This is a genomic window from Streptomyces sp. NPDC037288 (genome assembly GCF_055603265.1).
This window is the reverse complement of the sequence record NZ_JBVJVY010000021.1, coordinates 67,250-92,964: the sequence shown is the minus strand read 5'-3', so window position 1 is coordinate 92,964 and position 25,715 is coordinate 67,250. Positions and strand designations below refer to the sequence as shown.

General features: G+C 71.6%; 22 protein-coding genes and 3 pseudogenes. 14 read left to right on the top strand and 11 right to left on the bottom strand.

Features of this window, described 5'->3' with window-relative positions; translation table 11 throughout:
- The first annotated feature begins 31 nt into the window (after nucleotides 1-31).
- The 5 genes from ACZ7GZ_RS23410 to ACZ7GZ_RS23390 all read left to right on the top strand — a co-directional run bounded on the left by ACZ7GZ_RS23410 (nucleotide 32) and on the right by ACZ7GZ_RS23390 (nucleotide 7,152).
- Nucleotides 32-1,018 carry an ABC transporter ATP-binding protein gene (locus tag ACZ7GZ_RS23410; protein WP_471027071.1) on the top strand — a complete coding sequence of 329 codons (987 nt, stop codon included), beginning with the start codon at nucleotides 32-34 and terminating at the stop codon, nucleotides 1,016-1,018.
- Nucleotides 1,015-2,376, top strand: a complete 1,362-nt coding sequence (locus ACZ7GZ_RS23405) for an ABC transporter permease (protein WP_471027070.1) — start codon at nucleotides 1,015-1,017, stop codon at nucleotides 2,374-2,376. The genes ACZ7GZ_RS23410 and ACZ7GZ_RS23405 overlap by 4 nt, the downstream gene beginning before the upstream one ends.
- 4 nt (nucleotides 2,377-2,380) lie before the next feature.
- Complete coding sequence (locus ACZ7GZ_RS23400) at nucleotides 2,381-5,125, top strand: alkaline phosphatase family protein (protein WP_471027069.1); 2,745 nt, start codon at nucleotides 2,381-2,383, stop codon at nucleotides 5,123-5,125.
- Nucleotides 5,126-5,232: 107 nt separating this feature from the next.
- Nucleotides 5,233-6,102 carry a winged helix-turn-helix transcriptional regulator gene (locus ACZ7GZ_RS23395; RefSeq protein WP_471027068.1) on the top strand — a complete coding sequence of 290 codons (870 nt, stop codon included), beginning with the start codon at nucleotides 5,233-5,235 and terminating at the stop codon, nucleotides 6,100-6,102.
- A gap of 174 nt (nucleotides 6,103-6,276) precedes the next feature.
- Nucleotides 6,277-7,152, top strand: coding sequence for a universal stress protein (locus ACZ7GZ_RS23390; RefSeq protein ID WP_471027067.1), 876 nt, complete (start codon nucleotides 6,277-6,279; stop codon nucleotides 7,150-7,152).
- Nucleotides 7,153-7,599: 447 nt separating this feature from the next.
- Here ACZ7GZ_RS23390 and ACZ7GZ_RS23385 read toward each other — a convergent pair whose 3' ends face one another.
- On the bottom strand, nucleotides 7,600-8,301 hold the full coding sequence (locus ACZ7GZ_RS23385) for a response regulator (protein ID WP_471027065.1): 702 nt from the start codon (nucleotides 8,299-8,301) through the stop codon (nucleotides 7,600-7,602).
- A gap of 79 nt (nucleotides 8,302-8,380) precedes the next feature.
- Nucleotides 8,381-9,055 carry a CBS domain-containing protein gene (locus ACZ7GZ_RS23380; RefSeq protein ID WP_471027063.1) on the bottom strand — a complete coding sequence of 225 codons (675 nt, stop codon included), beginning with the start codon at nucleotides 9,053-9,055 and terminating at the stop codon, nucleotides 8,381-8,383.
- Between the two features lie 196 nt (nucleotides 9,056-9,251).
- Between ACZ7GZ_RS23380 and ACZ7GZ_RS23375 the strand changes: the two genes are divergently transcribed.
- A complete protein-coding gene (locus tag ACZ7GZ_RS23375) occupies nucleotides 9,252-10,157 on the top strand; it encodes a universal stress protein (protein WP_471027061.1) in 906 nt (301 codons plus the stop codon).
- A gap of 16 nt (nucleotides 10,158-10,173) precedes the next feature.
- Nucleotides 10,174-11,073, top strand: a complete 900-nt coding sequence (locus ACZ7GZ_RS23370; protein WP_471027059.1) for a universal stress protein — start codon at nucleotides 10,174-10,176, stop codon at nucleotides 11,071-11,073.
- A gap of 142 nt (nucleotides 11,074-11,215) precedes the next feature.
- On the opposite strand, the gene ACZ7GZ_RS23365 is transcribed toward ACZ7GZ_RS23370, so the two are convergent.
- Nucleotides 11,216-11,611, bottom strand: a complete 396-nt coding sequence (locus ACZ7GZ_RS23365; RefSeq protein ID WP_471027058.1) for an STAS domain-containing protein — start codon at nucleotides 11,609-11,611, stop codon at nucleotides 11,216-11,218.
- Between the two features lie 252 nt (nucleotides 11,612-11,863).
- Here ACZ7GZ_RS23365 and ACZ7GZ_RS23360 point away from each other — a divergent pair, with 252 nt between their 5' ends.
- From ACZ7GZ_RS23360 to ACZ7GZ_RS23350, 3 genes are all read left to right on the top strand, one after another.
- The gene (locus ACZ7GZ_RS23360; protein WP_471027057.1) at nucleotides 11,864-12,931 is read left to right on the top strand and encodes a zinc-dependent alcohol dehydrogenase family protein; all 1,068 of its coding nucleotides are present in this window, start codon (nucleotides 11,864-11,866) and stop codon (nucleotides 12,929-12,931) included.
- A 181-nt stretch (nucleotides 12,932-13,112) separates the two neighbouring features.
- Nucleotides 13,113-14,831 (top strand): sensor histidine kinase, encoded by a 1,719-nt coding sequence (locus tag ACZ7GZ_RS23355; protein ID WP_471027055.1) that lies wholly within the window; start codon nucleotides 13,113-13,115, stop codon nucleotides 14,829-14,831.
- A gap of 127 nt (nucleotides 14,832-14,958) precedes the next feature.
- Nucleotides 14,959-15,660, top strand: a complete 702-nt coding sequence (locus ACZ7GZ_RS23350; RefSeq protein ID WP_471027139.1) for a CBS domain-containing protein — start codon at nucleotides 14,959-14,961, stop codon at nucleotides 15,658-15,660.
- Nucleotides 15,661-15,815: 155 nt separating this feature from the next.
- Here ACZ7GZ_RS23350 and ACZ7GZ_RS23345 read toward each other — a convergent pair whose 3' ends face one another.
- From ACZ7GZ_RS23345 to ACZ7GZ_RS23335, 3 genes are all read right to left on the bottom strand, one after another.
- Nucleotides 15,816-16,274 (bottom strand): Crp/Fnr family transcriptional regulator, encoded by a 459-nt coding sequence (locus ACZ7GZ_RS23345; RefSeq protein WP_471027054.1) that lies wholly within the window; start codon nucleotides 16,272-16,274, stop codon nucleotides 15,816-15,818.
- A gap of 255 nt (nucleotides 16,275-16,529) precedes the next feature.
- Entirely contained in the window at nucleotides 16,530-17,816 is a 1,287-nt protein-coding gene (locus ACZ7GZ_RS23340) for an MFS transporter (protein ID WP_471027052.1), read from the bottom strand.
- Entirely contained in the window at nucleotides 17,813-18,352 is a 540-nt protein-coding gene (locus ACZ7GZ_RS23335; protein WP_471027051.1) for an ArsR/SmtB family transcription factor, read from the bottom strand. The genes ACZ7GZ_RS23340 and ACZ7GZ_RS23335 overlap by 4 nt, the downstream gene beginning before the upstream one ends.
- Between ACZ7GZ_RS23335 and ACZ7GZ_RS23330 the strand changes: the two are divergent.
- Nucleotides 18,272-18,745, top strand: a pseudogene (locus ACZ7GZ_RS23330) (recombinase family protein); the annotation flags it as partial. The gene ACZ7GZ_RS23335 and the pseudogene ACZ7GZ_RS23330 overlap by 81 nt on opposite strands.
- Nucleotides 18,746-18,982: 237 nt before the next feature.
- Here ACZ7GZ_RS23330 and ACZ7GZ_RS23325 read toward each other — a convergent pair.
- Together ACZ7GZ_RS23325 and ACZ7GZ_RS23320 are read right to left on the bottom strand one after the other, a co-directional pair.
- Nucleotides 18,983-19,549: a GNAT family N-acetyltransferase gene (locus ACZ7GZ_RS23325; protein ID WP_471027050.1), complete on the bottom strand. Its 567-nt coding sequence runs from the start codon at nucleotides 19,547-19,549 to the stop codon at nucleotides 18,983-18,985.
- 131 nt (nucleotides 19,550-19,680) lie between these two features.
- Nucleotides 19,681-20,496 carry an SAM-dependent methyltransferase gene (locus ACZ7GZ_RS23320; protein WP_471027049.1) on the bottom strand — a complete coding sequence of 272 codons (816 nt, stop codon included), beginning with the start codon at nucleotides 20,494-20,496 and terminating at the stop codon, nucleotides 19,681-19,683.
- A 169-nt stretch (nucleotides 20,497-20,665) separates the two neighbouring features.
- Between ACZ7GZ_RS23320 and ACZ7GZ_RS23315 the strand changes: the two genes are divergently transcribed.
- Together ACZ7GZ_RS23315 and ACZ7GZ_RS23310 are read left to right on the top strand one after the other, a co-directional pair.
- The gene (locus tag ACZ7GZ_RS23315; protein WP_471027048.1) at nucleotides 20,666-21,802 is read left to right on the top strand and encodes a CapA family protein; all 1,137 of its coding nucleotides are present in this window, start codon (nucleotides 20,666-20,668) and stop codon (nucleotides 21,800-21,802) included.
- 97 nt (nucleotides 21,803-21,899) lie between these two features.
- Nucleotides 21,900-22,184 carry a hypothetical protein gene (locus tag ACZ7GZ_RS23310; protein ID WP_471027046.1) on the top strand — a complete coding sequence of 95 codons (285 nt, stop codon included), beginning with the start codon at nucleotides 21,900-21,902 and terminating at the stop codon, nucleotides 22,182-22,184.
- Nucleotides 22,185-22,283: 99 nt separating this feature from the next.
- Here ACZ7GZ_RS23310 and ACZ7GZ_RS23305 read toward each other — a convergent pair.
- Nucleotides 22,284-22,562, bottom strand: a pseudogene (locus ACZ7GZ_RS23305) (TetR-like C-terminal domain-containing protein); the annotation flags it as partial.
- Here ACZ7GZ_RS23305 and ACZ7GZ_RS23300 point away from each other — a divergent pair.
- Nucleotides 22,537-23,149, top strand: a pseudogene (locus ACZ7GZ_RS23300) (aldo/keto reductase); the annotation flags it as partial. The pseudogenes ACZ7GZ_RS23305 and ACZ7GZ_RS23300 sit on opposite strands and share 26 nt — an antisense overlap.
- A 30-nt stretch (nucleotides 23,150-23,179) precedes the next feature.
- Here the strand turns inward: ACZ7GZ_RS23300 and pyrF are convergent.
- Both pyrF and amaB read right to left on the bottom strand, forming a co-directional pair.
- Nucleotides 23,180-23,809, bottom strand: a complete 630-nt coding sequence (gene pyrF / locus ACZ7GZ_RS23295) for an orotidine-5'-phosphate decarboxylase (protein WP_471027137.1) — start codon at nucleotides 23,807-23,809, stop codon at nucleotides 23,180-23,182.
- 70 nt (nucleotides 23,810-23,879) lie between these two features.
- The gene (gene amaB, locus ACZ7GZ_RS23290; RefSeq protein WP_471027045.1) at nucleotides 23,880-25,415 is read right to left on the bottom strand and encodes an L-piperidine-6-carboxylate dehydrogenase; all 1,536 of its coding nucleotides are present in this window, start codon (nucleotides 25,413-25,415) and stop codon (nucleotides 23,880-23,882) included.
- Nucleotides 25,416-25,715: the final 300 nt, after the last annotated feature.

Here is a 25,715-nt window from a genome sequence, read left to right as displayed (position 1 = left end):
GCCTCCTTGAGGTTGCGGAAAGAAGGGGTTCATGAACGACTCACTCCTCGCGGTCCGGGCTCGCGGGATCACCAAGTGTTTCGGTGATGTCGTCGCACTCGACGGCATCGATCTGGATGTGGCGCAGGGGCAGATCCACGGCCTGGTCGGACCGAACGGTGCCGGCAAGACGACGCTCCTCGGGCTCCTGCTCGGCCTGGCCGTGGCCGACACCGGTCACCTGGAGATCCTCGGAGCGCCGGTGGGCCGGACATTCGCCGCTCCCGACGGTGTCGCCGGGTTCGTGGACGGGCCGGGCCCGTACCCTTCGCTCACCGCCAGGCAGAATCTCGCCGCGCTGGCCGCTCTCCGCGGCCAGGACGCGCGGACGGCGGGCATCGACGACGTGCTCGACCAGGTCGGGCTGACGGATGTCGCCGACGACCGGGTCCGCGGCTTCTCCCTGGGCATGCGCCAACGGCTGGGCCTCGGTGCCGCGTTGCTCTCCGGGCCGCGGCTCCTGGTGCTCGACGAGCCTTCCAACGGCCTCGACCCGGCCGGCAAGAAGCACGTACACGGCGTGCTGAGCCGGCTCGCGGCGGAGGGCACCGGTGTCGTGCTGTCGAGTCACCGCATGGACGACCTCGAGGCGCTGTGCTCCGAGGTCACCATCCTCGCCACCGGACGGGTCGTCTTCTCGGGCCCGCTGAGCAAGCTGGCCGCCGAGAACCGTGAACTCGACTACCGCCTGGTCACCTCCGATCCGCAGGCAGCCCGCCGGCTGGCCGCCGAGACGCCCGGGATCCATGTGGCCGACGGCGCGGGAAGGCGCCAGGGGGGCGACGCGCTCGTCGTGCGCGCGCTGGTGCCCGTCCTCGACGAACTGGTTGCACGGCTCGTGCAGTCGGGCGTCGCCCTGCGTGAACTCGCCCCCGTGGTCTCCCCGCTCGAGGCCGCGTTCCTGGCCCTGACCGAGCGACAGGACGCCAGGACCCAGCCGCAGGAGACCGGCAGCCAGCCACGGGAGGCCGGCCGATGACCGCGACCGAAACCCCCACCGCCGTAGCCCCCCGCCCCGCCGCCGGCCGTGTCTCGGTGGCCCGCGGCTACCGCTTCGAACTGGTCAAGCTCGTCTCGCAATGGCGGATCCGGCTGCTGGTGCTCGCCTGCTGGATCGCACCGGCGCTCTTCGTCGCCGGAGTGAGTCAGCAGAGCACGCTCCCCTCCGACACGCTCTTCGGCCGCTGGATGCTCGCCACGGGGTGGGCCGGGCCCCTGGTGATCCTCGGCTTCTCGGGCACCTGGGCGCTCCCGCTGCTGACCTCCGTGGTCGCCGGTGACGTGTTCGCCTCCGAAGACCGGCTGGGCACCTGGCGTCACCTGTTGGTGGCGGTCCGCTCGCCGCGCCGGATCTTCGCCGCGAAGGCACTGGCGAGCCTCACCGTGATCCTGCTGCTCGTGCTCGGACTGGCCGCTTCCAGTACGGTCGGCGGGCTCGTGGCGGTCGGCAACCGGCCACTGGTCGGCCTCGACGGCCACCTGCTGACCCCGGGGGGCGCCGCCGGCAGGGTCCTGCTCGCCTGGGCCTGTGTCCTCGCCCCCACCCTGGCCCTCGCCGGGATCGGGCTCCTCGGGTCCGTCGTACTGGGACGGTCTCCGATGGGGCTGCTGCTGCCGGCGGTCGTCGCGCTCGTGATGCAGCTCGCCCAGATGCTGCCACTGCCCGTCGCCGTACGACTCGCCCTTCCCAGCTGGGCGTTCATCGCCTGGAACGGTCTGTTCACCAGCCCCGTACAGCTCGCACCGCTCCTGACCGGCGTGGTGGTCAGCCTGGTGTGGGCCGTGACCGCCACCGTGCTGGCGTATCTCCTCTTCCTGCGGCGCGACTTCACCCACCCGACCGACGACGGCTCGGGGCGCCGCGCGGTCACCGCCGGACTTCTGCCGCTCGCCGGGCTGGTCGCCGCGACGGTCGCCGTGGTGGCGGCGACCGGGGCCACGGGCTCCGGGATCTCGCGGGACAAGGTGCAGCGCTCGCTCGCCACGGAGTTCGCCCACCTCTATCGCATGCAGACCGAGCAGCTCAACCGCCCTGGCGTCACCGAAGCACAGCTGAAGGCCACGGCCGCGTGCGACAAGGGCAGCGTCAGGGTCGCCGCCGAGGGGCCCGGCAACGACTGGCGCTGCGTCGTCTCCTGGCATCTCCCCGGCGTCGAGGCCACCGGGACGGCCGTCTACCAGCTCGACGTCACCTCGGACGGGCGGTTCGTGGCCGACGGCGACGGACCGAAGGAAGTGAACGGCTACTTCCTGGTGCGGACCCCCGTCGGGGACGCACCGAACCCGCTTTGGCAGTTCGACGGCAACGTCGGACTTCTTCGCACCTCGAAGGGATGACTTCATGCAGGTAACCCGCAACCGCCGCCCGGCCGGGAAGGCGGTTCCCGGTAGACGGATCGGCCGTCGGAGCACCCTCACGGCCGGCGCCACCGCGGTCGTCCTCGCCGTCACCGCCGGCATCGGCTACGCCCAGACGCGGCAGTTCGGCACCGACCAGGTCGGCCAGGTGACCGACCGGGGGCAGGTCATCTCCAGCGACCAGTACATCGCCCCGTACGGCGACCGCCTCGTCCTCGACAACGGCAAGATCATGTCGTCCTCGGCCAGCCCGGACGGCACCCACCTCGCCGCCGCGGTCACCGACGGCGGCAGCGCACTGGCCATCGTCGACGTGCAGAACTGGAAGGTGCAGCAGGTCGTCGGCACCGCCGCGTCGTCGACCCCGCGCCTCAGCAGCAACTCCGTGGGCCAGGAAGGCCCGACGTACTCACCCGACGGCACCCAGCTGTGGCTGGGCCAGACCGACGGCTACACCAGGTTCACGGTCAACCCGGACGGCACGGTCGCCAACCCGACGCCGGTCAGGATCCCGGCGGACGGATCCAAGCACGCACTGGTCGGTCAGGCCGTGTTCTCGTCCGACGGCTCCACCGTGTACTCCGCGGTCAACGGCCAGAACCGGGTGGTCGCCATCGACGCGGCGACCGGCGCCATCAAGCAGAGCTGGCCCGTGGGCAACGCCCCGCGCGACATGGTCCTGGCCGGCGGCAAACTCTACGTCAGCAACGAGGGCGGACGCCCGGCCCGTTCCGACGACACGACGATGAACTCGTACGGAACCCAGGTGCCGGCCGACCCGAAGACCGGTGCCACCACCACCGGCACGGTCAGCGTCATCGACCTGGCGAACCCGACCGCGACACCCGCGAGCATCGACGTCGGTCTGCACCCGACCGCCCTGTACGCCAAGGGCGGGGCCCTGTTCGTCACCAACACGGCCAGCAACGACGTGTCGGTCATCGACACCGCCCGGGACAAGGTCGTCCAGACCATCTCGACCCAGCCGTGGCCCGAGGCGTCGGTGGGCTACGAGCCCAACGCGGTGACGCTCACCGACGACGGTCGTCTGCTGGTGACGCTCGGCCGCGCCAACGCGGTCGCCGTCTACCGGTACAAGAGCCCGCTGGAGCCGGTGAGTTTCGTCGGCCTGCTCCCGACGGACTACTTCCCCGCGGAGATCACGACCGTCGGAGACCAGGTGCTGGTCTCCAACACCCGTGGTGTCGACGCCCGCCGCCCGAACAACCCCGCCGGGCACGGCACCCACGACACGACGTCGAGCGTGCAGCGGTTCACGCTGCCGGACGACAGTGTCATCAGGTCCGAGACGTTCAAGGTCTTCCGGCAGAACGGCTGGACGCCCGGCTCGGTCAAGGTGGCCAAGGGCGGCCACGCCCGCCCGATACCGGTCCCGGCACGGCTCGGCGAACCCTCGACGATCAAGCACGTCTTCCTGATCGTCAAGGAGAACCGGACCTACGACCAGGTCTACGGTGACATGCCCGAGGGCAACGGCGACCCGTCGGTGACGCAGTTCGGCGAGAACGTGACGCCGAACCAGCACGCGCTGGCCCGGCAGTTCGGCCTGTACGACAACACGTACGACATCGGCACGAACTCCGCCGAGGGCCACAACTGGCTGATGCAGGCCGACGACCCGGAGTACACCGAGTCCTCGGCCGGTGAGTACGCGCGCAGCTACGACACCGAGAACGACGCCCTCGGCCACCAGAAGTCCGGCTTCATCTGGACGGGTGCGCAGGCGGCCGGGAAGTCGGTACGGGACTTCGGCGAGTTCCAGTCGGTCGAGAGCAAGCCGTCCGGTGCCACCTGGCAGAACCTGTACTGCGACGCCAAGGACATGGACGCGACCGGCCGGCCCACCGACTACCCCATTCAGACGGGCTCGGCGATCCCCTCGCTCAACGCCGTCTCCGCGCCCGGTTTCCCGATGTTCGACCTCGACGTCCCGGACATCTACAAGTACGAGATCTGGAAGCAGGACTTCGAGAAAAACGGGCCGGCGAACCTGAACATGTTCTGGCTCTCCAACGACCACACCGGTGGTCCGGCGAGCCCGGCGGCCCAGGTGGCGGACAACGACCTCGCGGTCGGCAGGATGGTCGACGAGATCTCCCACAGCCCGTACTGGAAGGACTCGGCGATCTTCGTCGCCGAGGACGACTCCCAGGCCGGCCTCGACCACGTCGACGGCCACCGTGCCCCGATCCAGATCATCAGCCCCTGGGCCCAGCGCGGCACCGTCGACAACCACTACTACTCCCAGATCACGGTCATCCGGACCATCGAGCAGATCCTCGGGATCCACCCGATGAACCAGAAGGACAGCGCGGCCACCCCGATGACCCGCGCCTTCACCTGGCGTCCGGACTTCACGCCGTTCACCGCCCTGCCCAACCGGACCTCGCTGACCGACGGCCTGAAGACCCCGCCCCCCTGCGGCGTGGACACCCCCGCGCCGCAGAATCCCAGCGCGGCGGCCGTGCCGTCGGCCAAGGTGCCGGCGGACAGGCGGGACCTCGCGGCCGAGTGGGACGCCTGGAAGTCGAAGCAGCGCCTGACCGGCCCCCACGCCATACCCGACTTCGCCAACCCCGCGCAGATGAACCACCTGACGTGGTACCAGACGCACAACTGGACCAAGCCGTACCCCGGCGAGAAGAAGATCTACGCACCGAACGACGTGCCGGGTGCCTACCTGCCGTCGTCGGAGTCCGACGGCTGATCCAGCCGGCCTCGTCGCAGGCCCCCTGGCCGGCCACACCGCCTGCCAGGGGGCCTGCTGCCTGCCCGGCCCCTGGTGGGTCCCGAAAGGGAACCTACTATGGGTGCATGAGGATGCGAGACGCTGACGAGACCTGTGGCATCGCCCAGGCCGCCCTGGTCCTGGGGGACTGGTGGAACGTGCTGGTGCTGCGGGAAGTCGCACGCGGGCACGTCCGTTTCGACGCGCTCGCCGCAGAGATCGGCCTGTCCCGCAAGGTCCTCACCGAGCGGCTCGGCCGGCTCGTCGCCCAGGGTGTCCTGCGCCGGAGCATCTACCAACGCCGGCCGGAGCGTTACGAGTACCTGCTCACGGACGCGGGAGTCGCGCTGCTGCCGCTGCTCGTCGCCATGCAGGACTGGGGCGACCGCTGGGTGCTGGGTGACGGCAGCGTCACCGGGACGACCGCGGAGGACAGCGCCGAACACGCCCGAGTGCACGCCCTGCCCGGCACCCGCATGCCCGAGGGCCTCCGGCTGCCGGGCACGCGGGGCGCCGTCCTGCCCCTGGTCGCCCCCGACGCAGCCGCGACCGTGCTCTTCACCTACCCCGGCACCGGAGTCGAGTGGCCCGAGCCGATCCCCGGCGCCGCCGGCTGCACACTGGAGAACCGGCTCTTCCGGGACGCCTGGCCGAAGTTCCGGCGGTCGGGCGTGCAGGTGCGCGGCATCAGTACCCAACTCCCCTACGAACAGGAAGAGTTCGCCCGAGCCGAGGGGCTGCCGTACGACCTCCTCTCCGACGCCCGGCACCAGCTGGCCGCCGCTTTGCGGCTGCCGACGTTCCGCGGCGCGGGACGACTGCGGCACAAACGACTGATCCTCGTCGTCGACGCCGAACGCACCGTCCGGCACGTGCTTTTCCCGGTCGTCGACATCCCCCAGGCGGTGACACAGACCCTGCGCCTGGCCGCGGACTGCGCCCGGCCTGCGACATGACCCCCCCGGGTCGCACCGGGGTCGTACCGGGGTCGGCTCAAGGGGACTCTTGGGGGCCGAAGGTCCTGCGCCGCGGGACGAAGCGCCCTCGCGCCTGCTGCCCCGGAGGTGCGACGCTGAGGTTCACCCCTATGTGCCGCTGGATGTCGCGGCCCCAGGAAGGTGGTGGGGAACATGACACACCCCCTGGTGGTGGGCGTCGACGGTTCCGACGCGTGTCTGCCCGCGGTCGACTGGGGCGTGGACGAAGCCGTACGCCACGGTGTGCCGCTCAGGCTGGTGTACGGCTCGCTGTGGGAGCGCTACGAGGGCGGCCTTCCCGCCGTGGCCACAGGGCGCCCCTCCGAGCAGGCGCTGGCGGAGCACATCGTGGCGTCCGCGGCCGACCGCGCCGAGCGCCGCAGCCCGGCTGTGAAGGTCACCACCGACATCGTTCCGGAGGACGCCGTGGACGCTCTCGTGCACGCGGGCAACGGTGCCTTCGCCCTGGTGACGGGTTCGCATGGCCGTGGCCGGCTCAAGGGACTGCTTCTGAGGTCGGTCGGTCTCGCCGTGTCGGCTCGGGCGCACTGCCCGGTGGTGGTGGTGCGGGGCGATCGGGCGGGCCTGGCGGGTACGCATGAGCGGATCCTGCTCGGCCTGGGCGAAGCCGACACGAGCGCGGAGGCCGTCCGCTTCGCCTTCCGGGAGGCCGAGGTGCGCGGCTGCGTCCTGGACGTGGTGCGCGCCTGGCGCAGGGCCGCCTACGACAGAAGCGGTGGCCGGATACAGGCCGACGAACCGGCAGACGCCTACGAGGAGGGCGCCTTCGCCGTCGTCGATGCTCAGTTCAAGGCCGCCATCGCCGAGCATCCGCGTGTCCGGACGCGCCGGACGACGCTTGAGGGACCGGCCGGCAAGATCCTCGTGGACCGGTCGGCGGCAGCGGATCTCGTGATCGTCGGGGTACGGCGCAGAGCGGGTCGCTTCGGGCTCCAGATCGGCCGGGTGAGCCATGCACTCCTGCACCACGCCCGGTGCCCGGTCGCGGTCGTGCCGCAGCGGCAGTGAGTTCACGTCCGGGGTGAGCCGTTCGGCCCCTGTGACCGGCTCGGTCGGTATGTCCCTCTCTCAGCCGAACAGACTCCGCACCCGGAGGGTTTCGACGCGCCGCCACGTGCCGTCGGGCAGCAGCAGACGATCACCGTCCGCACCGCGGGCCCTGACGCGGCCGGAGCCGGCGACCGGCCGTGCGGCCGATCGCCGCGCCTTCGTGCCCGACGGCAGCCGGGCACCGCAGCGACCGCGTCCGGCACCGGGGTCGACGTGGCTTCGCTTGTTCCTGTTCCGCCTGTTCATCGCCCCGCCATTGTCCCTCCTCGACACGGAGACCGCCGGGTGACACCTTCCGGCATCACTCGGCCGGGTACCCGGCCGAGTGGAATCGAACGGCACCACCGCAAGCCTGCTCACGGACGCCAGGCGTGGAGGACCTGCTCACCGCCGCCCGGGTCCGGCTCAGTGCTCCGAGTGCCCCGCTGAGCCCTGGGGCTCCAGGTGGGACGCCAGGACCGCCGCCTGGACCCGGCGCTGGACGCCCAGCTTGGACAGCAGCCGCGAGATGTGGTTCTTGACGGTCTTCTCCGACAGGTACAGCCTCTTGCCGATCTCGCGGTTGGTCAGACCGTCACCGATCAAAGTGAGGATGTCCCGTTCGCGGGGCGACAGGCCGGCCAGCTCCGGCGGCAGTGAGGGAGCCCCGGCCGGGTCGGCCCGCAGGGACCGCATGAGGCGCGCCGTGGTCGCGGGGTCCAGCATCGACTGTCCCGAGGCGACGGTGCGGACCGCCGAGACCAGATCGGAACCCTTGATCTGCTTCAGGACGTATCCGGAGGCTCCGGCCATGATCGCGTCCAGCAGGGCTTCCTCGTCGTCGAACGAGGTCAGCATCAGGCACGCCAGTTCCGGCATGCTGTCGCGCAGTTCACGGCAGACCGTGATGCCGTCACCGTCGGGCAGGCGGACGTCGAGCACGGCGACGTGCGGGCGCAGCGCGGGGCCCCGGGTGAGCGCGTGCTCGGCGGTGTCGGCGTCGCCGACGACGCGGATGTCCGGTTCGGCGTCGAGCAGGTCGGTCAGCCCGCGTCGCACGACCTCGTGATCATCCAGCAGGAACACGCGGATGGGGTCCTGTTCGCTGAAGGTGCGTGGCTCGCTCATCAGGACCTCTCGTTCCCCGGGGGCGGACAGACTGCGGACTGTCCATGCGGCCGATCATCACGTGCCAGCCGCGTACACACTAGGGCCGACCGGCCCCAGTCACTCCACGGTCGCCGTGCGCCAGGTCGAACCGCACGTCCACCACTCCCTCGACGGCCAGCACCAGGCGCGCGGCCACCGGGACCAGAGAGGTGTCGCGGAGGCGGCCCGTCAGCGTGGCGACGCCGTCGTGGACCTCCACCTGGACGGCCGAGGCCGGCGGCGGGAAGAGGTACGACACGATCTCGCGCCGGACCTCCTCGGCGATGTCCTCGTCGTCGCGCAGGAAGACCTTGAGCAGGTCGGCGCGGCTGACGACGCCCGCCAGCAGACCCGCCTCGTCCACCACCGGCAGCCTCTTGACCCGCGCGTGCGCCATGGCGCGCGCGGCCTCGGCGAGGGTCGCACCGGCCCGGACCGTGACCGCGGGGGAGGACATGAGCTCTCCCGCGGTGAGCGCGCCGACCTTCGCCGCGCCGGCCGGCTGACGCAGCCGGAGGTGGCCCGTGCCCGGGTCGTCCCGGAGTTCCTCCTTGGGCAGCAGGTCGGCCTCTGAGACCACGCCGACCACCCGGCCCTCGCCCTCGATCACGGGCAGGGCGCTGACCCGCCAGTCCTGCATCAGCTGCACGATCTCCTTGAAGGGAGCCCGCCGGCCGACCGCGGCGACCGTCTGGGTCATGACGTCGCTGACGATGTGCGGGGTGCCGTACATGATGACTCCGTGAGGTCTGCGTCGGGCCTGCCATGACCAGCCTGTGCCGGTGCGGAAGCCGTGGCCAGGGGCCACCTGGCCCACGATCCCGGGCACCGGGGCCGGTCGGCCCGGCACAGGGACCTGCGGCCCCTGACCCCGCGACGGCGGCGTCAGCACGCTGGTATCGGATCACTCGTCCTGGAAGGTGGGCACCATGACCCGAACCATCACCGTAGGTCTAGACGACTCGCCCGAGAGCCGGGCCGCCGCCGAATGGGCGGCCCGTGAAGCGCGGCTGCGCGCCCTGCCGTTGAAGATCCTGCACGTCTTCGAGCCCGTTCCCGTGCCCGTGGCCCAGGCACCCCTGCTCGGCGCCGAAACCGACCAGGACTGGTCCGCGACGATTCCGGTCGAGGCTGCGGCGGGCATCCGGCTGCGCCACCCCGGGGTAGAGGTGATCACCGACCGCGTCACCGGCAACCCGGCGGAGGTGCTGGCCGAGGCGGCGGACGCCGCAGAGCTCCTGGTGCTCGGCTCGCGTGGTTTCGGCGGGATGGGCGGGTTCGTGGTCGGCTCGGTCAGCCTGTCCGTCATCGCCCACGCCGCGCACCCGGTGGTGCTGGTCCGGGCCGGAGAGCAGGCCGCCGACGAACACAGGACGGACCCCGCGGGTGTGCCGTCGGCCGCGACTCCCTTCCGGCCCGTCGTCGTCGGCCTCGACACCGTGGACCCGGCCGAGATGCTCCTCGAGTTCGCCTTCGACGCCGCCGCGCGCCGGGGCGCGTCCCTCAGGGTCGTGCACGGCTGGAGCGAGCCGCCCACCACCTTCTACCGCTTCTACGGCGACGCGGAACTCCACGCCTCGCTCGCGCGCCGGCAGGCCACCGGACTGACCGAGGCACTGCGATCCTGGCGACAGAAGTTCCCCCACGTCGAGGTGACCGAGGCGAGCCACTGCGGCAGCGCCGCACAGGTCCTCGTCGACGCCTCCCGCGACGCTTCGCTGGTCGTCGTCGGCCGGCGCATCCGCGTCAGCCCTCTCGGTGCGCACATCGGCCACGTCACCCACGCCGTTCTGCACCACGTCGTCGCGCCCGTGGCCGTGGTCGCGCATGACTGACGCACAGGAGAGCCCGATGAACCCATCGATCGTCGTCGGCGTGGACGGGTCCGAGCCGAGTCTGCGGGCCCTGGACTGGGCGGCCGACGAGGCCGCCCTGCGCGGGGTGTCACTCCGGCTGGTCTACGCCTCGCTCTGGGAACGCTACGAAGGCGCCCTGCTCGCCCAGGAACTGGACAAGCCGGTGGAGGAGGTCATGGCCCTGGACGTCGTCGGCGTCGCCCGCCACCGTGCAGAGCTCCGCCAACCGGGCCTGGAGATCACCACCGACGTGCTGCCCGAGGAGGCGGAGCACGGACTCGTACGGGAGAGCCGCACCGCCCTCGCCGTGGTCCTGGGGTCCCGGGGACGCGGACGGATCACCGAGGCGCTCGTCGGCTCGGTCAGCCTGACGGTCGCGGGGCACGCCCACTGCCCGGTGATCGTGCTGCGCGGCAGCCACGACAACCAGGCCCGCGCCGGGATCCACGGCCGCATCGTCCTCGGCGTCGGAGAGAAACCCGCGGGCTCGGCGGCCGTACGGTTCGCGACCGAGGAGGCCCGGCTGCGTGGCGTGGCCCTGGAGACCGTACGGGCTTGGCATCGCCCCGCGCACGCGACCACCGGTCACGTTCCCCCGGACTCCCTCCGGGGGCGCCCCCAGCTGGTCGGCGAGCCGGTACGTCTCGACCAGCGGGAAGCCGCCGACGTGATGGAGGAAGCGCTGCGCGACGTACCGGCCGGCCTCGAAGTGGAGCGCCGCACCGTCGAGGGCCACCCCCGCGACGTGCTGGTCGCCGCGTCCTACGAGGCCGACCTGCTCGTCGTCGGCGCCCGGCGCCGGCACGGTCACCACGTACTCCACCTGGGCTCCGTCACCCAAGGAGTGCTGCACCACGCCGCGTGCCCGGTGGCCGTCGTACCGGAATTCTCCTGACACACCGGACCGGAAGTCCCGCACGGCACGCACTCCGGTCGACGGTCCATGGCGCTGACCGGGTCCGCGGCGACGGGGCCGCCGGCCACCGGGACGATCCGGACAGCCGGCACCATCCGCGGGTGCGAGCCCCGCGTCGCCGTCACAAGGAGCCACTGACCCCCGGCAGAGGCAGCGGGAGCCGGGTGTGCACCTCGAAGACACCCCCGAGTCCCGTGGCCCCCAGCATCCGCCGGAAGCCCGTGCTTTCCGTGACCAGGCGCAGCCGCCCCCGCCGGGCGAGCGTCCGGTTGCGCGCGCGGCACAGGACACCGAGCCCGGTGCAGTCGATGAAGGTGACCAACCGCAGGTCCAGCACCAGATCGGGGCGTGAACCGGCCGTGAACGCGTCCAGTCGTTCCGCCAGCGCGGACGCGGTCAGCACGTCTATCTCGCCCCGCAGGGACACGAAGGTCGTCCCGCCCGCCACACCGTGGGCCACGACCACCTCCCGTGCGGTGGGATGGTCCGGCAGGCGAGCGGTGTCGTTCTCGGACATGGGAAGAGCGAACCCGCGCCGCCGGACCGGGCGGAAGGGCCATCCGGCCCCGGCCGTCGGTCCGTCCGGGCCACCCGCGCCGTCGGAGTGGACCACGGGCCCGCGGTGGGCGCCGTCCGGCCGGGCGCGAGGGCCGTACGGCCCAAGCGGAACCCGTCGCTCTTTGACGAAGCTGGACGGGCGGGCCCGCCTCCGGCCCGTGCCGGAAACCGCCGATCCCGCGATGGACCGACCGAAGACGTGAGGAACGCCATGAAAGGCTTTGTCTTCCAGGGTCCCGGACAGGCGTCCTGGCAGGACGTCCCGGATCCCGGCATCGAGGAGCCGACCGACGCGATCGTGAAGGTCGGCGTCGTGACGATCTGCGGGACGGACCTGCACATCCTCAAGGGCGACGTGCCTGAGGTGCGACCCGGCACGGTACTCGGCCACGAGGCGGTCGGGGAGATCGTCGAGGCCGGCGGCGACGTGCGCAGCGTGCGGCCCGGTGACCGGGTACTGATGTCCTGCATCACCTCCTGCGGCCGGTGCCGCTTCTGCCGGGAGCGCAGCTACGGCCAGTGCCGGGGCGGCGGTGGCTGGATCCTCGGCCATCTGATCGACGGCACGCAGGCCGAGTACGTCCGCGTCCCCCACGCGGACCTCTCCGTCCATCCGCTGCCCGGCGCCGTACGCAGCGAGGACGCCGTCCTGCTCGCGGACATCTTCCCGACGTCCTACGAGGTGGGAGTCCTCAACGGACGGGTACGGCCCGGCGACACCGTGGCCATCGTCGGCGCCGGCCCCGTCGGACTGGCGGCCATCACCACGGCACGCCTCTTCGCACCCGAGCGGATCATCGCCGTGGACCTGGCCCCGGCCCGGCTGGAGGCCGCCCACCGGCTCGGCGCCGACGCGGTCGCGGACGTCCACGAGGCTCCCGGCCAGCTGGTCGCCGACCTGACCGACGGCCTCGGCGCGGACGTGGTCATCGAGGCGGTCGGCGTCCCCGAGAGCTTCGAGCTGTGCACGCGCATGGTGCGACCCGGGGGCCACGTGGCCAACGTCGGCGTGCACGGCAGACCGGCCACCCTGCACCTGGAAGACCTGTGGATCAAGAACGTGACCATCACGACGGGCCTGGTGGACACCTACTCCACCCCGACGCTGCTGCGGATGGCCGCCGCCGGCCGGCTGCCCACCCGGCAACTGGTCACGCACACCTTCCCGCTGGACCATATGGAGGAGGCCTACGAGGTCTTCGCCAAGGCCGCCGAGACGGGCGCGCTCAAGGTCGTGCTGGGCGGGGAGCGGCACGACGTGGCCGTTCCCACGGCCTGATCCAGCGGGTCCGACCTGATCGAGAGGACCATGACCGAACAGCGGACGAAACCCACGGCGGCCACGCAGCCGCGCACGGTGGCCGGCTGCCTCTCCGGCTGACCGTGTCCATGGCGGAGGGATACAGTGGGGGCGTCCCATCGGCGTCGGGTCCGTGCGCCGAGGGACCGGGAGGAGCACGGTGGGAACCCCGGAGGAACTCCGCGTACTGCTGCCGCAGCTGAAGCTCGATGAACTGCTGGAGGAACTGCAGGCCAGGATCGACGCCGCCCGCGGTACCCGCGACCGTGTGCACAGCCTGCTGGGCGCGGTGCTCTCCGTCGGCCGCGAACTGGACCTGGAACAGGCCCTGCACTCCATCGTCGAGGCGGCCGCGGCGCTGGTGGACGCCGAATACGCGGCCCTCGGCGTCATCGGACCCGACGGCAATACCTTGTCGGCGTTCCACACCGTCGGCGTCACCGACCATCAGATCGCCGAAATCGGCCCCTTCCCGGAGGGACACGGCATCCTCGGTGAGCTCATCCGCCATCCGGCACCCCTGCGCCTGGAGAAGATCTCCCAGCACTCCGCCTCGTACGGCTTCCCGGCCCACCACCCGCCGATGAACAGCTTCCTGGGCGTGCCGATCCGGGTCCGCGACCAGATCTTCGGCAACCTGTACCTGACCGAGAAGCGGGGCGGGGCGCAGTTCGACGAGGAGGACGAGTCGGTCCTGTCCACGCTGGCCGTGGCGGCCGGCGTCGCCATCGACAACGCCCGCCTGTACGAGGAGTCCCGGCTGCGCGAGCGCTGGCTGCGGGCGAACGCGGAGATCGCCCACCGCCTGATGTCCGGCAGTGATCCCGACGACGCGCTCGGCCTGATCGCCGAACGCGCCCGGGAGATCTCCGGCTCGGCTCTGGCCGCGGTCGCGATGCCCCTGGAGGGCAGCGGTTCACTCAGCGTGGAGATCGCTGTCGGAGTGGACGCGGAGGCGCACCGGGGACTGGCGCTGCCCCTGCACGACACCCTGATGGGACTGGCGTTCTCCACCGCCGCCCCGGTCGCCAGCGACCACGTCGGCCACGACCAGCGGATCTCTCCCGAACCCCCGCGCTTCGAGGGGCTCGGTCCCGCCGTGGCCGTCCCCATCGGCACCGGCGAGGGCGGCGTGCGAGGCGTGGTGCTGCTGGCCCGGGAGATCGGCCGGCCGGTGTACACCCCCAAGGAGACGGAGACGTTGCTGGGGTTCGCCGCGCAGGCCGCGATCGTGATGGAACTGGCCGAACGCCGGCAGGACGCCCAGCGGATCGCGGTGCTCCAGGACCGCGACCGGATCGCCAGGGACCTGCACGACCTGGCCATCCAGCGGCTCTTCGCCACCGGGATGACCCTGCAGAGCGCGGGCCGCTTCATCGAGCACCCGGAGGCGTCCGAGCGGGTGCTGCGGGCCGTGGACGACCTGGACGAGACCATCAAGATCATCAGGTCGGCGATCTTCGGGCTGCGCGCCCGCGACGACGGCAGCGGCACCGGGCTGCGGGCCAGGGTCGTCCACGTGGCCGGTGAGGCCGCGGCGGTCCTGGGCTTCGCACCCAGCGTGCGCATGGAAGGCCTGCTCGACACCGATGTGCCGCGCGACATCGCCGACCATGTGGTGGCGGTGCTCTCCGAGGCCCTGACCAACATCGCCCGGCACGCCGGCGCCGACCGGGCCGACGTGGCACTGACCACCGACGGCCGCGAGGTCCGCCTGAAGGTCTCGGACGACGGGGTGGGCATCCCGCCCGACGGTCGGCGCAGCGGGCTGCGGAACATGGCCGAGCGGGCGGAACAACTCGGCGGGCGTCTGGAGCTGGCCACCCGTGACCACGGTGGGACCGCGCTGGAGTGGCACGCCCCGCTGCCCGTGGGGTAGGCGGTGGCGCACGGGGTGAGGGGCCGGCGGGGGTAGTGTCTCGGGCCCACTCGGCCCATGACCCGGACGGCTCGAAGCCTCAGCCTGAAGGTGTCCGATGACGGCAGCCGAGCCCGTGGAGGACGCCATGAACGGCACTCCGACCGTCGTGAGCGACGTGATGGCACACCGCGTTGTGGCCCTGCGCACCGGCGCGGCCTTCAAGGACATCGTGAAGGTCATGCGTGAGTGGCGGGTCAGCGCCCTCCCGGTGCTGAACGACGTCGGCGTGGTCGTCGGCGTCGTGTCGGAGGCCGATCTGCTGCGCAAGGAGGAGTACGGCGGCGGGGACATCGGGCGATACGGGCCGGCGGGCCACCACGCCGACGCGGGCAAGGCGGACGCGGTGACCGCGGGCGAGCTGATGACCGCCCCGGCCGTCACCGTGGCGCCCGGCGCCCCGCTCGCCCACGCCGCCCGCATCATGGCCCGCACCCGGGTCAAGCGGCTGCCGGTCGTCGGCCGTGACGGCACCCTGAAGGGCATCGTCAGCCGCTCGGACCTGCTGAAGGTGTTCCTGCGGGACGACGCGGACATCGCCGGGGAGGTGCGGCGAGAAGTCGTCGTACGGCTCTTCGGCCCGCACACCGAAGCCATCCTGGTCGAGGTGCACGACGGTGTCGTCACGCTCGCCGGGCGGGTCCGTGAGACCCGCCTGATCCCGCTGGCCGCCCGGCTCGCCCGGGCCGTGCCGGGCGTGGTCGACGTCCACTGCGCGCTGGCCGGACGGCCCCGCCACCCGGACCTCGACCCCGACTTCCCGGACGCCGGCCGGGCCCGCACGGTGTGAGTGCGCGCGGGCGTGATGGCGGCAGGCTCCGCCGGCTGCGGCTTCCCGCTGAAATCAGCAGAGAGAGGCCGAATCGCGCGGCCGTCAGACGTGGGGAAGTGTGGCGTCGGTGTGCACGGTGACGGCCACGGCGTGTTCATCGGCGCGACGAGTGGTCAGGTCAGGCCGCCGCTGCCGTAGGGGGCGTACAGATCGAGCAGGCGGATCCGGGAGGCGTGCAGCCGCTGGGCGACCACCCGTCCGACCCAGACCGCTGTCGCCCGGCCGAACTCGGCGTCCCCGGCGCACATGGCCCGGACCGCCTCGGCGTCGAACTCCCAGGCCCGCACCGGGCTCATCGCCTCGGCGCCCAGATGCCAGATGTACGGCGCGAAGTGCCAGGACCAGCCGACGAGTTCGCCGTGCCCCAGGGTCTCGATCACGGCGGGCCGACGGCCGGGCACATGCAGGTCGAGGGCGACGGTGCCGGTGCGTACGATCCAGAACCGGTCGGCACGCCGGCCCTCCTCGAACAGGCGGGTCCCGGCCTCGAAGGCGACCTCGCGGGCGAGGCGCATCAGCCGTTCGCGGTGCACGGGCTCAAGAGCCGTGGTCATGGTGGTGGACGAGGTCATCGCACCGGCTCCCTTCCTGGGGTCTGTGCTTCCAGCCTGGGCCCGTCCGGCCCGCCGCACCACGGGCCGCCAGGGCCCGAACCGGGGGTCCTTCGGCCCCTTCAACATCAGGGCCAGCGGACCCGGTCAGGGCCTGCGCCCCTTCCGGGGCCTGGAGGCTGTCGAGGACGACGAGGATGGACGGCGGCGCACCCGGCCCGCCGGGCCACTCGTTGCATCCCGCGGAAGCCAGGCGCCCCACGCTCCGGGCCCGCCCTACAAGGCACCCTCCTCAACGGGAACCCAGGATTCCGGGCGCTCTGGATCACCAGCCGGGGCGGCGGCACGCAGCGCCGCCTCAACCCGGCGGTTGCCGGTCATGGTCGACGTGACGGCGGTCATGGTGAGGAGGAGGCCGGCGGCGGTGTAGAGCGGGGTGCGTACGTCGTAGGTGGTGGCCAGCCAGCCGCCGAGGAAGGCGCCGAACGGGGCGGCGCACATGGCGAGCATGCGGGAGGTGGAGGCGACCCGTCCCATCAGGTGGGCGGGGACGATCGCCTGTCGGAGGGACGGGCCGAGCACCATCGTGGCGCCCATGCCCGCGCCGCAGACGGCGAGGGCGAGGCCGGCGACGTACGGGTTCGGGGCGGCGGCAAGGCCCAGGATGGCGAGTCCCTCGACTGCGGCCGTGCAGGTCAGCGCGGTGCCGGTGCCGAGTCGTCGGCCGAGGAAGGAGGCGATGCCCGCGCCGAGCAGACCGCCGGTGGCCTCCGCCGTGAGGAGCAGGCCGAAGCCGAAGGTGTCGATGCCGAGACGATCGTGCGCGAAGAGGGCGAGTACGGTCTCCACGGCGAGGAAGGCGATGTTCCCGACCGCCGGACGCAGCGCGAGCCCGAGCAGCAACCGGTCCCGCAACACGTACGAGGCGCCGGCCCGCGCCTGCCGCAGCAGCGACTCACGGGCCTGCGGTGCGGGCCGGGGTGCGGCGGGCAGCGACCGTACGAGGAGTGCGGAGAGCGCGAACGAGACCGCGTCGGCGAGCAGCGGAACCGCCCGCCCGAGCGCGAGCAGGGCACTGCCCGCGGGCGGCCCGGCGAAGCCGGACGCGGCGGTCTGGGTGCCGCGCAGGCGGGAGTTGGCGCGCTCCAGGAGTGCGGGGTCGCGGCCGAGCAGATCCGGTAGATAGGCCGTGGCGGCCGTGTCGAAGAAGAGTCCGCCGAGGCCGAGGAGGAAGGCGACGGCCGCGAGCAGTGGAATGCTCAGCACGTCGAGCGCGGCCGCTGCCGCCGGTGCCGCGAGCAGCACCGCACGCGCCGCGTCCGTGACCCACATCGTGCGCCGGCGGTCCCAGCGGTCCACCAGCGCACCGCCGAGCACCCCGAAGAGCAGCCACGGCAGCGTGCCGGCGGCCGTGACGACGGCGAGCGCCATCGGCTGCCGCGTCAACGTCAACGCGAGCAGCGGCAGCGCGGCATGCGTCACCCCGTCACCGAGCGAGGACACCGTCTGTGCGGTCCACAGCCGTCCGAACCCGGTCGGCAGCTTCCGAACGTCTGAGGTCACTTGGCGTCCCCTTCGGCCTGCTCGCGCGATGCCGGGTGGAACAGCGCGAAGACGAGTGACGCGTCCGGCAGCGACGGATCGGACAGCTCCCGGTACTCGTCCGCCAGTGCCTGTAGCCGCGCACCCAGCTCCGCGAACTGCTCCTCGGTGAGCCGCAGATGCGCCATCCGCACGTGCCGCTCGCGATCCACCGGCGCTGCCTCCAGGTCCGCCACCGCATGGCGCATCAGCACATCCGGGCCTCCCTCGCCCGGATCCGGCAGCACGATCGCCCGCGCGGCCATCGCGTAGTACCGCTCGGTGACACCCCGGACCTTCCGCGTCCGCACCACCTTCACCAGGCCGGCCCGTTCGAGCAGCCGTACGTGGTAGCTGGAACTCCCCTTCGCAAGACCCACTCGCTCGGCGATCTGCGTAATCGTCGCGGGCTCGAAGCGGAGCACGGCCATGATCCGGTGACGCGTGAGACTGGAAACGGCGCGCAGCTGCTCGTCAGTGGTGACGTGAAACGTCTCGGGAAGATCGTCGGTAGGCATGCGAGCAATGGTCAACGATTCTTGACCATTGCGCAAGGGCATTGCGCGCGGAAGATTGCCGGGCAGGGGGCCGGGTGGCCCCGCGGACCCTTCAGAAGACCCTTCAAAAACCTGGGTGCTTCAAGAACTCCGGACCACCGTTTTCTGACATGGTGGGCAGAAGCTCGAACGGCAGCTCGACGCCCTTCCCGCCGCCGGGTGCCGCGAGATCTTCTCCGACAAGAAGTCCGGGAGGGCCGACCTGCGCCGGAGCTGAAGACGTGTCACGCCTTCCTCGACGCCGGAGACACCCTCGTGGTCCCCTCGCTCGACCGCTGCGGCCGCAGCCTGCAAGACCTCATCAACATGGTCGCTGAACTCCGCACGCGCGGGATCGATTTCACCTCGCTGCACGAGAACCTGGACACCACCACCCCCGGCGGCCGGCTCGTCTTCCACGTCTTCGCCGCCTCGCGGAGTTCATCCGCGAGCTCATCGTCCAGGGCACCCGCGAGGGCCTGGCCGCCGCTCGCGCCCGCGGCCGGTTCGGCGGACGCCCCACCGCCGCCACCGAGGAGATCATCCGTGCCGCCCGCGACCTCCTGCCCGACCCGAGATCAATCTCGGCGGCACTCTCTGTACCTCAACTACTCACACCCGTGCCTCGAGTGCCGGGTGCCGTTGGGTGAACTCCTCCGAGAGCAGGCCCATCACGACGAGGTCGCGGTGCCGGCCAGAGAGGAACACGCGATCACGCAGCCGGCCCTCCTCGACGAAACCCAGTCGCCGGTGCAGCGCGAGCGATGCCTCGTTGTGCGCGAAGATCCGTGCTTCACACCGGTGAAAACGCCGCTCGGCGAACATGAAGCGCAGCAGCAGTACCGCGGCCTGTGCCGCATAGCCCTTGCGCCGGTGTTCCGCGCCGATCGTGATGCCGTACTCGAACCAGCCCGCGCGGGGGTCGGCGTGGTACGAGCCGACAGCGCCGACCAGTTCCCCCGAGTCGACGGGCTCGATGGCGAGTTGGAAGCAGTCACCGTCGGGTGTGGCGATGGCCTGCTCCTTGGCCCAGGTGCGGAAGCCCTCTGCGGAGCGCGGCGGGTTCAGCAGGTCTCCCAACTGCTCCTCGTCCTCGACGAACCGCATGAAGGCGGCCCAGTCGTCGGGTTCGATTCCGCGCAGGCGTATCCGCTTGCCCCTCCAGAACGATGTCCTCACGCCATCGGATCATGGTGAAAGGAGCGACGTCCAGGGCTTTCGCCACCCTCGGAGCATGCCGGGAGCGCCGTTCACCGGGCTCATCCGGGGGAACGGACTCAGCCGGTGAACGGCGCCGGGCCGGTTGCCCGTTACGGCTTGCGGGCGAGTCCGCCGTGCTCGGCGACGACCTCCGGGGCGGGCGAGCCCGGCTCCGGGCGCCACTGCGTGACGGACACGACGCCCGGCTCGATGAGCTCCAAGCCGTCGAAGTACGCGGTGATCTCGTCGACGGTCCGCAGGTTGTACGGGACTGCGCCGCTGTTGTTGTAGGCGTCCTGGGCGTGCTCGAAGACCGGGTCGATGCCGCGGGAACCGTCGTTGACGGAGAGGTAACTTCCCGACGGCAGGGCGTCCATCAGACGGGCGGCGATAGAGCGGGCCTGATCGTGGTCGGCGACGTGTCCGAGGATGTTGCTCAGGACCAGCGCCGTGGGGCGGCCGAAGTCGAGTGTCCCGGCGGCGGCCGCGAGGATGCGGTCCGGGTCGGTCACATCGGCGTCGATGTAGGCGGTCGCACCCTCGGGGGAGGAGTAGAGCAGGGCGCGGGCGTGCGCGAGGACCATCGGGTCGTTGTCGACGTAGACGATCCGTGCCTCGGGGGCGAGCCGCTGGGCGACCTCATGCGTGTTCTCGGCGGTCGGCAGGCCGGTGCCGACGTCCAGGAACTGCCGGATGCCCGCCTCACCGACCAGATACGAGATGGTGCGGCGCAGGAAGGCCCGGCTGCTGCGGGCGATCGTGACGATGCCGGGGAAGACCGCGGTGTACGCGTCGCCGGCCTCCTCGTCGACGGGGTAGTTGTCCTTGCCGCCGAGCCAGTAGTTCCAGATACGGGCGGAGTGCGGCACCGAAGTGTCGATCTTCTGGCGGGCCGCTGCTTCGGGCGTCGTCGCGGGGTCGGTCATCAGTCGTGTCCGTCTTTTCCGTCGTGTTGTCCGTCGTGGCGTGGATCATCCAAGGCACAACCTACGTCGGAACACCCGCTTTCCGCCCACCGGTTGGCGTTCCCCGCTGTCGGACCGTGACCAGCGGTCTGACGGTGCGGGAGGGAAAGATCGAGCTTAGTGTGGGGATATGGGCGGCGGTGTGGTGACGTTGTTCCTGTGCGGGGACGTGATGCTCGGGCGCGGCGTCGACCAGATCCTTCCGCACCCCGGAAGTCCGGTGCTGCGCGAGGGGTACATGACGGATGCCCGGTCGTACGTGGAACTGGCCGAAGCGGTCAGCGGCCCGATCCCCGCGCCCGTCGACCCTGCCTGGCCGTGGGGCGAGGCGCTGCCGTTGCTCGACCGATCCGTCCCGGACGCCCGGATCGTGAATCTGGAGACGGCTGTCACGGCGAGTACGGAATTCGCGCAGGGCAAGGCGGTCCACTACCGGATGCATCCGGCCAACCTGCCCGCTCTGACGGTGGCCCGGCCCGACGTGTGCGTACTGGCCAACAACCATGTGCTGGACTTCGGCCGGCCGGGCCTGGAGGAAACACTGGACTCGCTCGCTGGTGCCGGGCTGCGGACGGCGGGCGCGGGACGCGGCGCCGACGAGGCCTACGCGCCCGTGGCGGTCCCCGTCGGGCCCGGCCGCCGCATCCTGGTCCTCGCCCTCGGAGCGCTGTCCAGCGGCATCCCGCCCGACTGGGCCGCGACGACGGACCGGTCCGGCGTCGCCTACGTCCGTGAGCTGTCGTCGTCGGCTGCCGAGGCGGCCGTCCAGCGCGTGCGGCGGTCGAAGCGGCCGGGTGACATCGTGGTCGTGTCGGTGCACTGGGGTTCCAACTGGGGCTACCTCGTCCCCCGGGACCAGAGGCGCTTCGCGCGCGCCCTGGTCGACGCAGGCGTCGACATCGTCCACGGGCACTCCTCGCACCACCCCCGTCCCGTCGAGGTGTACCGGGGCCGGTTGATCCTCTACGGCTGCGGTGACTTCATCGACGACTACGAGGGCATCTCGGGCTACGAGGAGTACCGCGACGACCTCCGGCTCGGCTACCTCGTCTCGGTGGACGCGGACACCGGCTGTACGACCGGCACGCGGATGTTCGCCCTGCGGGCGCGGCGGATGCGGCTGGAGCACGCGGCGGACCAGGACCGCGCATGGCTGCGCGCCACCCTCGCCCGGATCAGCCACGGCGTACGGATCGGTGTGGAGGCCGACGGGATGCTCAGCCTCGCACCCGGCGCCGCCGCCTCCGGACCGGGGCCCCACCGCTGAGCTCAGCTGGGGAAACGTCACGCGCTGCGGTGGTGGTAGGGCCGGAGAGGCGCGGGTACCCGTCGGTCGGCAGACGTTTCCTGAGGAGATGACTCGGATGCTGTTCCTCGGACTGCTCCTGCTCGCGGGCACGGGCGCCTTCACCGCCCTGGCGATCGTCGGCAACATGTCCGGCGGGCCGGCGTACACCGTTTCCGTCCTCGGCCACGACATCGCCACCATGAACGGCCTGGCCGTGTTCAGCTCCGGCCTCGCGCTGGCGCTCCTCTTCTGTCTGGGTCTGGCGATGACGGCCACGAGCGCCGCCCGCCGCAGTCGCCACCGGCGCCCTCGCGCTCCCTGGACACGCAGGGCGCAGGACACACCACACTCGGCGGCATGACGGGGCCGGCAGGACCGGGGGCGCGGACCTGAACACGGGAGGGATGCTCCGTCGGCCAGATCCTCGGTCCGTCGGCCACCCGGGCTTCTTTTCGTCTCGTATGTACGCCCCCGCGCGTGCCGTGATCGCGGTGGCCTCGGCGGCCCGGTCGGCGGCGGTCTCGTCGAGTGGGCCGCCGCTGATGAGCAGGTGGTAGTAGAGCGGCGCGGAGACCGCGCGGACCACCTCCTGGGCGTCGGTGCCTTCGGGTACCTCGTAGAAGCGGTGCAGGGCGGTGGCGGTCTTCGCGTCGCCGGTGGCCGCGGCGATCAGCGCCGTGAACAGCGCCCCCTGCCGAGGGTCCTGAGCTTCGCTGATCACCGCCTGCGAGGACGCCCTGCGCCGGCTGGGTACCGACTGTCTCGACCTGTTCCAGCTCCACGCCTTCGACGCCGGGACACCGGTGGAAGAGGTGCTGGCCGCCCTCGACACCCTCGTGCAGGCGGGAAAGGTGCGCTATGAAGCCCCTCGCCACCGCTGAGAAGTACGGTCACCCGCGCTATGTGTCCCACCAGGTGTACGACTCCCTCGTCGGCCGCGACTACGAGTGGGAGCTGATGCCGCTCGCCCAGGACCAAGGCCTCGGCGCGATCGTGTGGAGCCCGCTCGGCTGGGGGCGCCGCACCGGCAAGATCCGCCGCGGCGTACCGCTGCCCGCCGGCAGCCGACTGCACCGCACCGCCGACTGCGGCCCGCCCGTCAGCGACGAGCACCTCTACGGCGTGGTGGACGCCCTGGAGGAGATCGCGGAGAAGACGGGCAAGGCGGTGCCGCAGATCGCCCTGAACTGGCTGCTCCAGCGGCCGACCGTGTCCTCGGTCATCATCGGCGCCCGCGACGAGCGGCAGCCGCGCCAGAACCTCGGTGCCGTCGGCTGGAGCCTGACTCCCGAGCAGATGGCGAAACCTCGCGCGGAAGCCTGCCGTTCACGGCGGTCCGGGCGAGGCATGCGCCGCTCACCGGTCGAGGCCGGTGCGGACGAGGCGGAACGCGGCCGCCGGGTCCGCGGCGCGTGTCACCGCTCGCCCCACGACGACGTGGGAGGCGCCGGCGGCGAGGGCGGCACGCGGTGTGCCGGGGCGGGCATGGTCGGCTGGAGCGTCCCCGGGCAGGGTGACTCCGGGAGTGACGATCAGGGCAGCGGGACCGAGCGCGCCGCGCAGGGCCGCCACGTCCTGAGGCGAGGCGATCACACCCTGACACCCGGCCTTGCGCGCCAGGCGGGCAAGCCTGAGCACCTGCTCCTCGACCGAGTCGCGGACCCCGATGTCGGCAAGGTCCTCGCCGGTCATGCTGGTGACCACGGTCAAGGCAAGGATCCGCAGGCCGGGGAAGGCACGGGCGGCATCGACGGCGGCAGCCAGGATTCCCGTACCACCCATGCTGTGCACCGTCACCATGGACACGCCCAGCGTCCCCGCGGCGCGGACCGCACCGGCGACCGAGTGGGGGATCTCGAAGAGCTTGAGGTCCAGGAAGACGTCCTTGCCCTGTGCGACAAGGTGCTTGACGAAGTCGGGACCGGCCGCGGTCAGGAGCTCCAGACCGACCTTGTAGAAACGGCACTCGTCGCCCAGCCGGTCCACCACCTCCTCGGCGGTGGCGCGGTTGTCGCAGTCCAAGGCGACGATGACGGGGTTTTCGTGATCCACGACGTCATTGTGCTCGGAAGCTGACGCCCTGGGCGAGGGGGAGTTCGCTGGAGTAGTTGATGGTGTTGGTGGCCGAGCGCATGTAGGACTTCCAGGCGTCGGAGCCGGACTCCCGGCCGCCTCCGGTGTCCTTCTCGCCGCCGAAGGCACCGCCGATCTCCGCGCCGGAGGTACCGATGTTGACGTTGGCGATGCCGCAGTCGGAGCCGGCGGCGGACAGGAAGACCTCGGCTTCCTGCTGGTCGCGGGTGAAGATGCTGGACGACAGGCCCTGGGGAACGTCGTTGTGCAGGGCGATCGCCTCGTCGAGGGTGTCATAGGTGAGGACATAGAGGATGGGCGCGAAGGTCTCCTCCCGTACGACGTCGGTCTGTTCGCCGACGCGGACGAGGACCGGTTCGGCGTAGGCCGCCGCCGGCGCGGCCTCGGCCAGGCGCCGGTTTCCGCCGGCCAGGACCTTGCCGCCCTGGGCCTGGACGCGGGAGAGCGCGTCGTGCATGGCGTCCAGCGCCTTGGTGGAGATGAGCGGGCCGACCAGCGTGGTCTCGTCGAACGGGTTGCCGATGGGCAGCCTGGCGTAGGCGGCGGTCAGCCGCTCGACGACGGTGTCGGCGACGTCACGGTGGACGATCAGGCGCCGCAGCGTCGTACAGCGCTGGCCCGCGGTGCCGGCCGCGGCGAAGACGATGGCCGGGACGGCGAGGCCCAGGTCGGCGGAAGGGGCGACGATCGCGGCGTTGTTGCCGCCGAGTTCCAGCAGGCTGCGGCCGAGGCGGGCGGCCACGCGGGAGCCGACCTCGCGGCCCATGCGGGTGGAGCCGGTGGCGCTGACCAGGGCGACACGGGGGTCGTCGACGAGCCTCTCGCCGACCGCTCGGTCACCGAGCAGCAGGCGGTGCACGTCCCGTGGCGCGCCGAACTCGTCGGCGGCGCGGGCGAGCAGGTGGTCGCAGGCCAGGGAGGTCAGCGGTGTGAGTTCCGAAGGCTTCCAGACCACGGTGTCGCCGCAGACGAGAGCGAGGGCGGTGTTCCAGGACCACACGGCGGCGGGGAAGTTGAAGGCGGAGACGACGCCCACCACGCCGAGCGGATGCCAGGTCTCGGCCAGCCGGTGACCAGGACGTTCGGAGGCGATCGTGCGGCCGTACAGCTGTCGGGACAGACCTACGGCGAAGTCGCAGACGTCGATCATCTCCTGGATCTCGCCGAGCGCTTCGGAGCGGATCTTGCCCGCCTCGACGGTGACCAGGTCGGCCAGGTCGCCCTGGTGGTCGCGCAGCAACCCGCCCAGCCGGCGCACGAGTTCCCCGCGGCGTGGTGCGGGCGTGACGCGCCAGGTGAGGAAGGCCGTACGGGCGGCGGCGACGGCCTCTTCGGTGTCGGTGGCCGTGGCCGCCGTCAGCCCGAAGAGGTGCTCGCCGGTGAGGGGCGTACGGGCGTGCAGGTCCCCGCCCTCGGGCACGTCGACGCCGATGCGCTCCAGGGCGGCACGGGCACGGGCGCGCAGGTCGTCCGTGGTGGGCAGTGCGGTACTGGTCATGGCGGTCCTTGGAGGTGTGAGGGGTCAGCCGAGGGGGGTGGGAGGCCGAGCTCGCGGGCGACGGACCGGGTCTGCTGCCGCTCGTGGAGGGCCCACCCCCGGTGATCACCACATCGGCGGAGTCCGGAACGGTACGGAAGCCGGAGGAGGACAACGGGCCACTCCCTTCCAGAGGCCACCCGGGTTCCTTTCCAAGGACGGGCTGTCAGTAACAGAGTGATGCCGATCGGCTGCCAAGGCCATTGACTCCAGGAACCTTCATTGGTTGAGTGGCTCAGCCACTGAACCAATGCGTCGCTG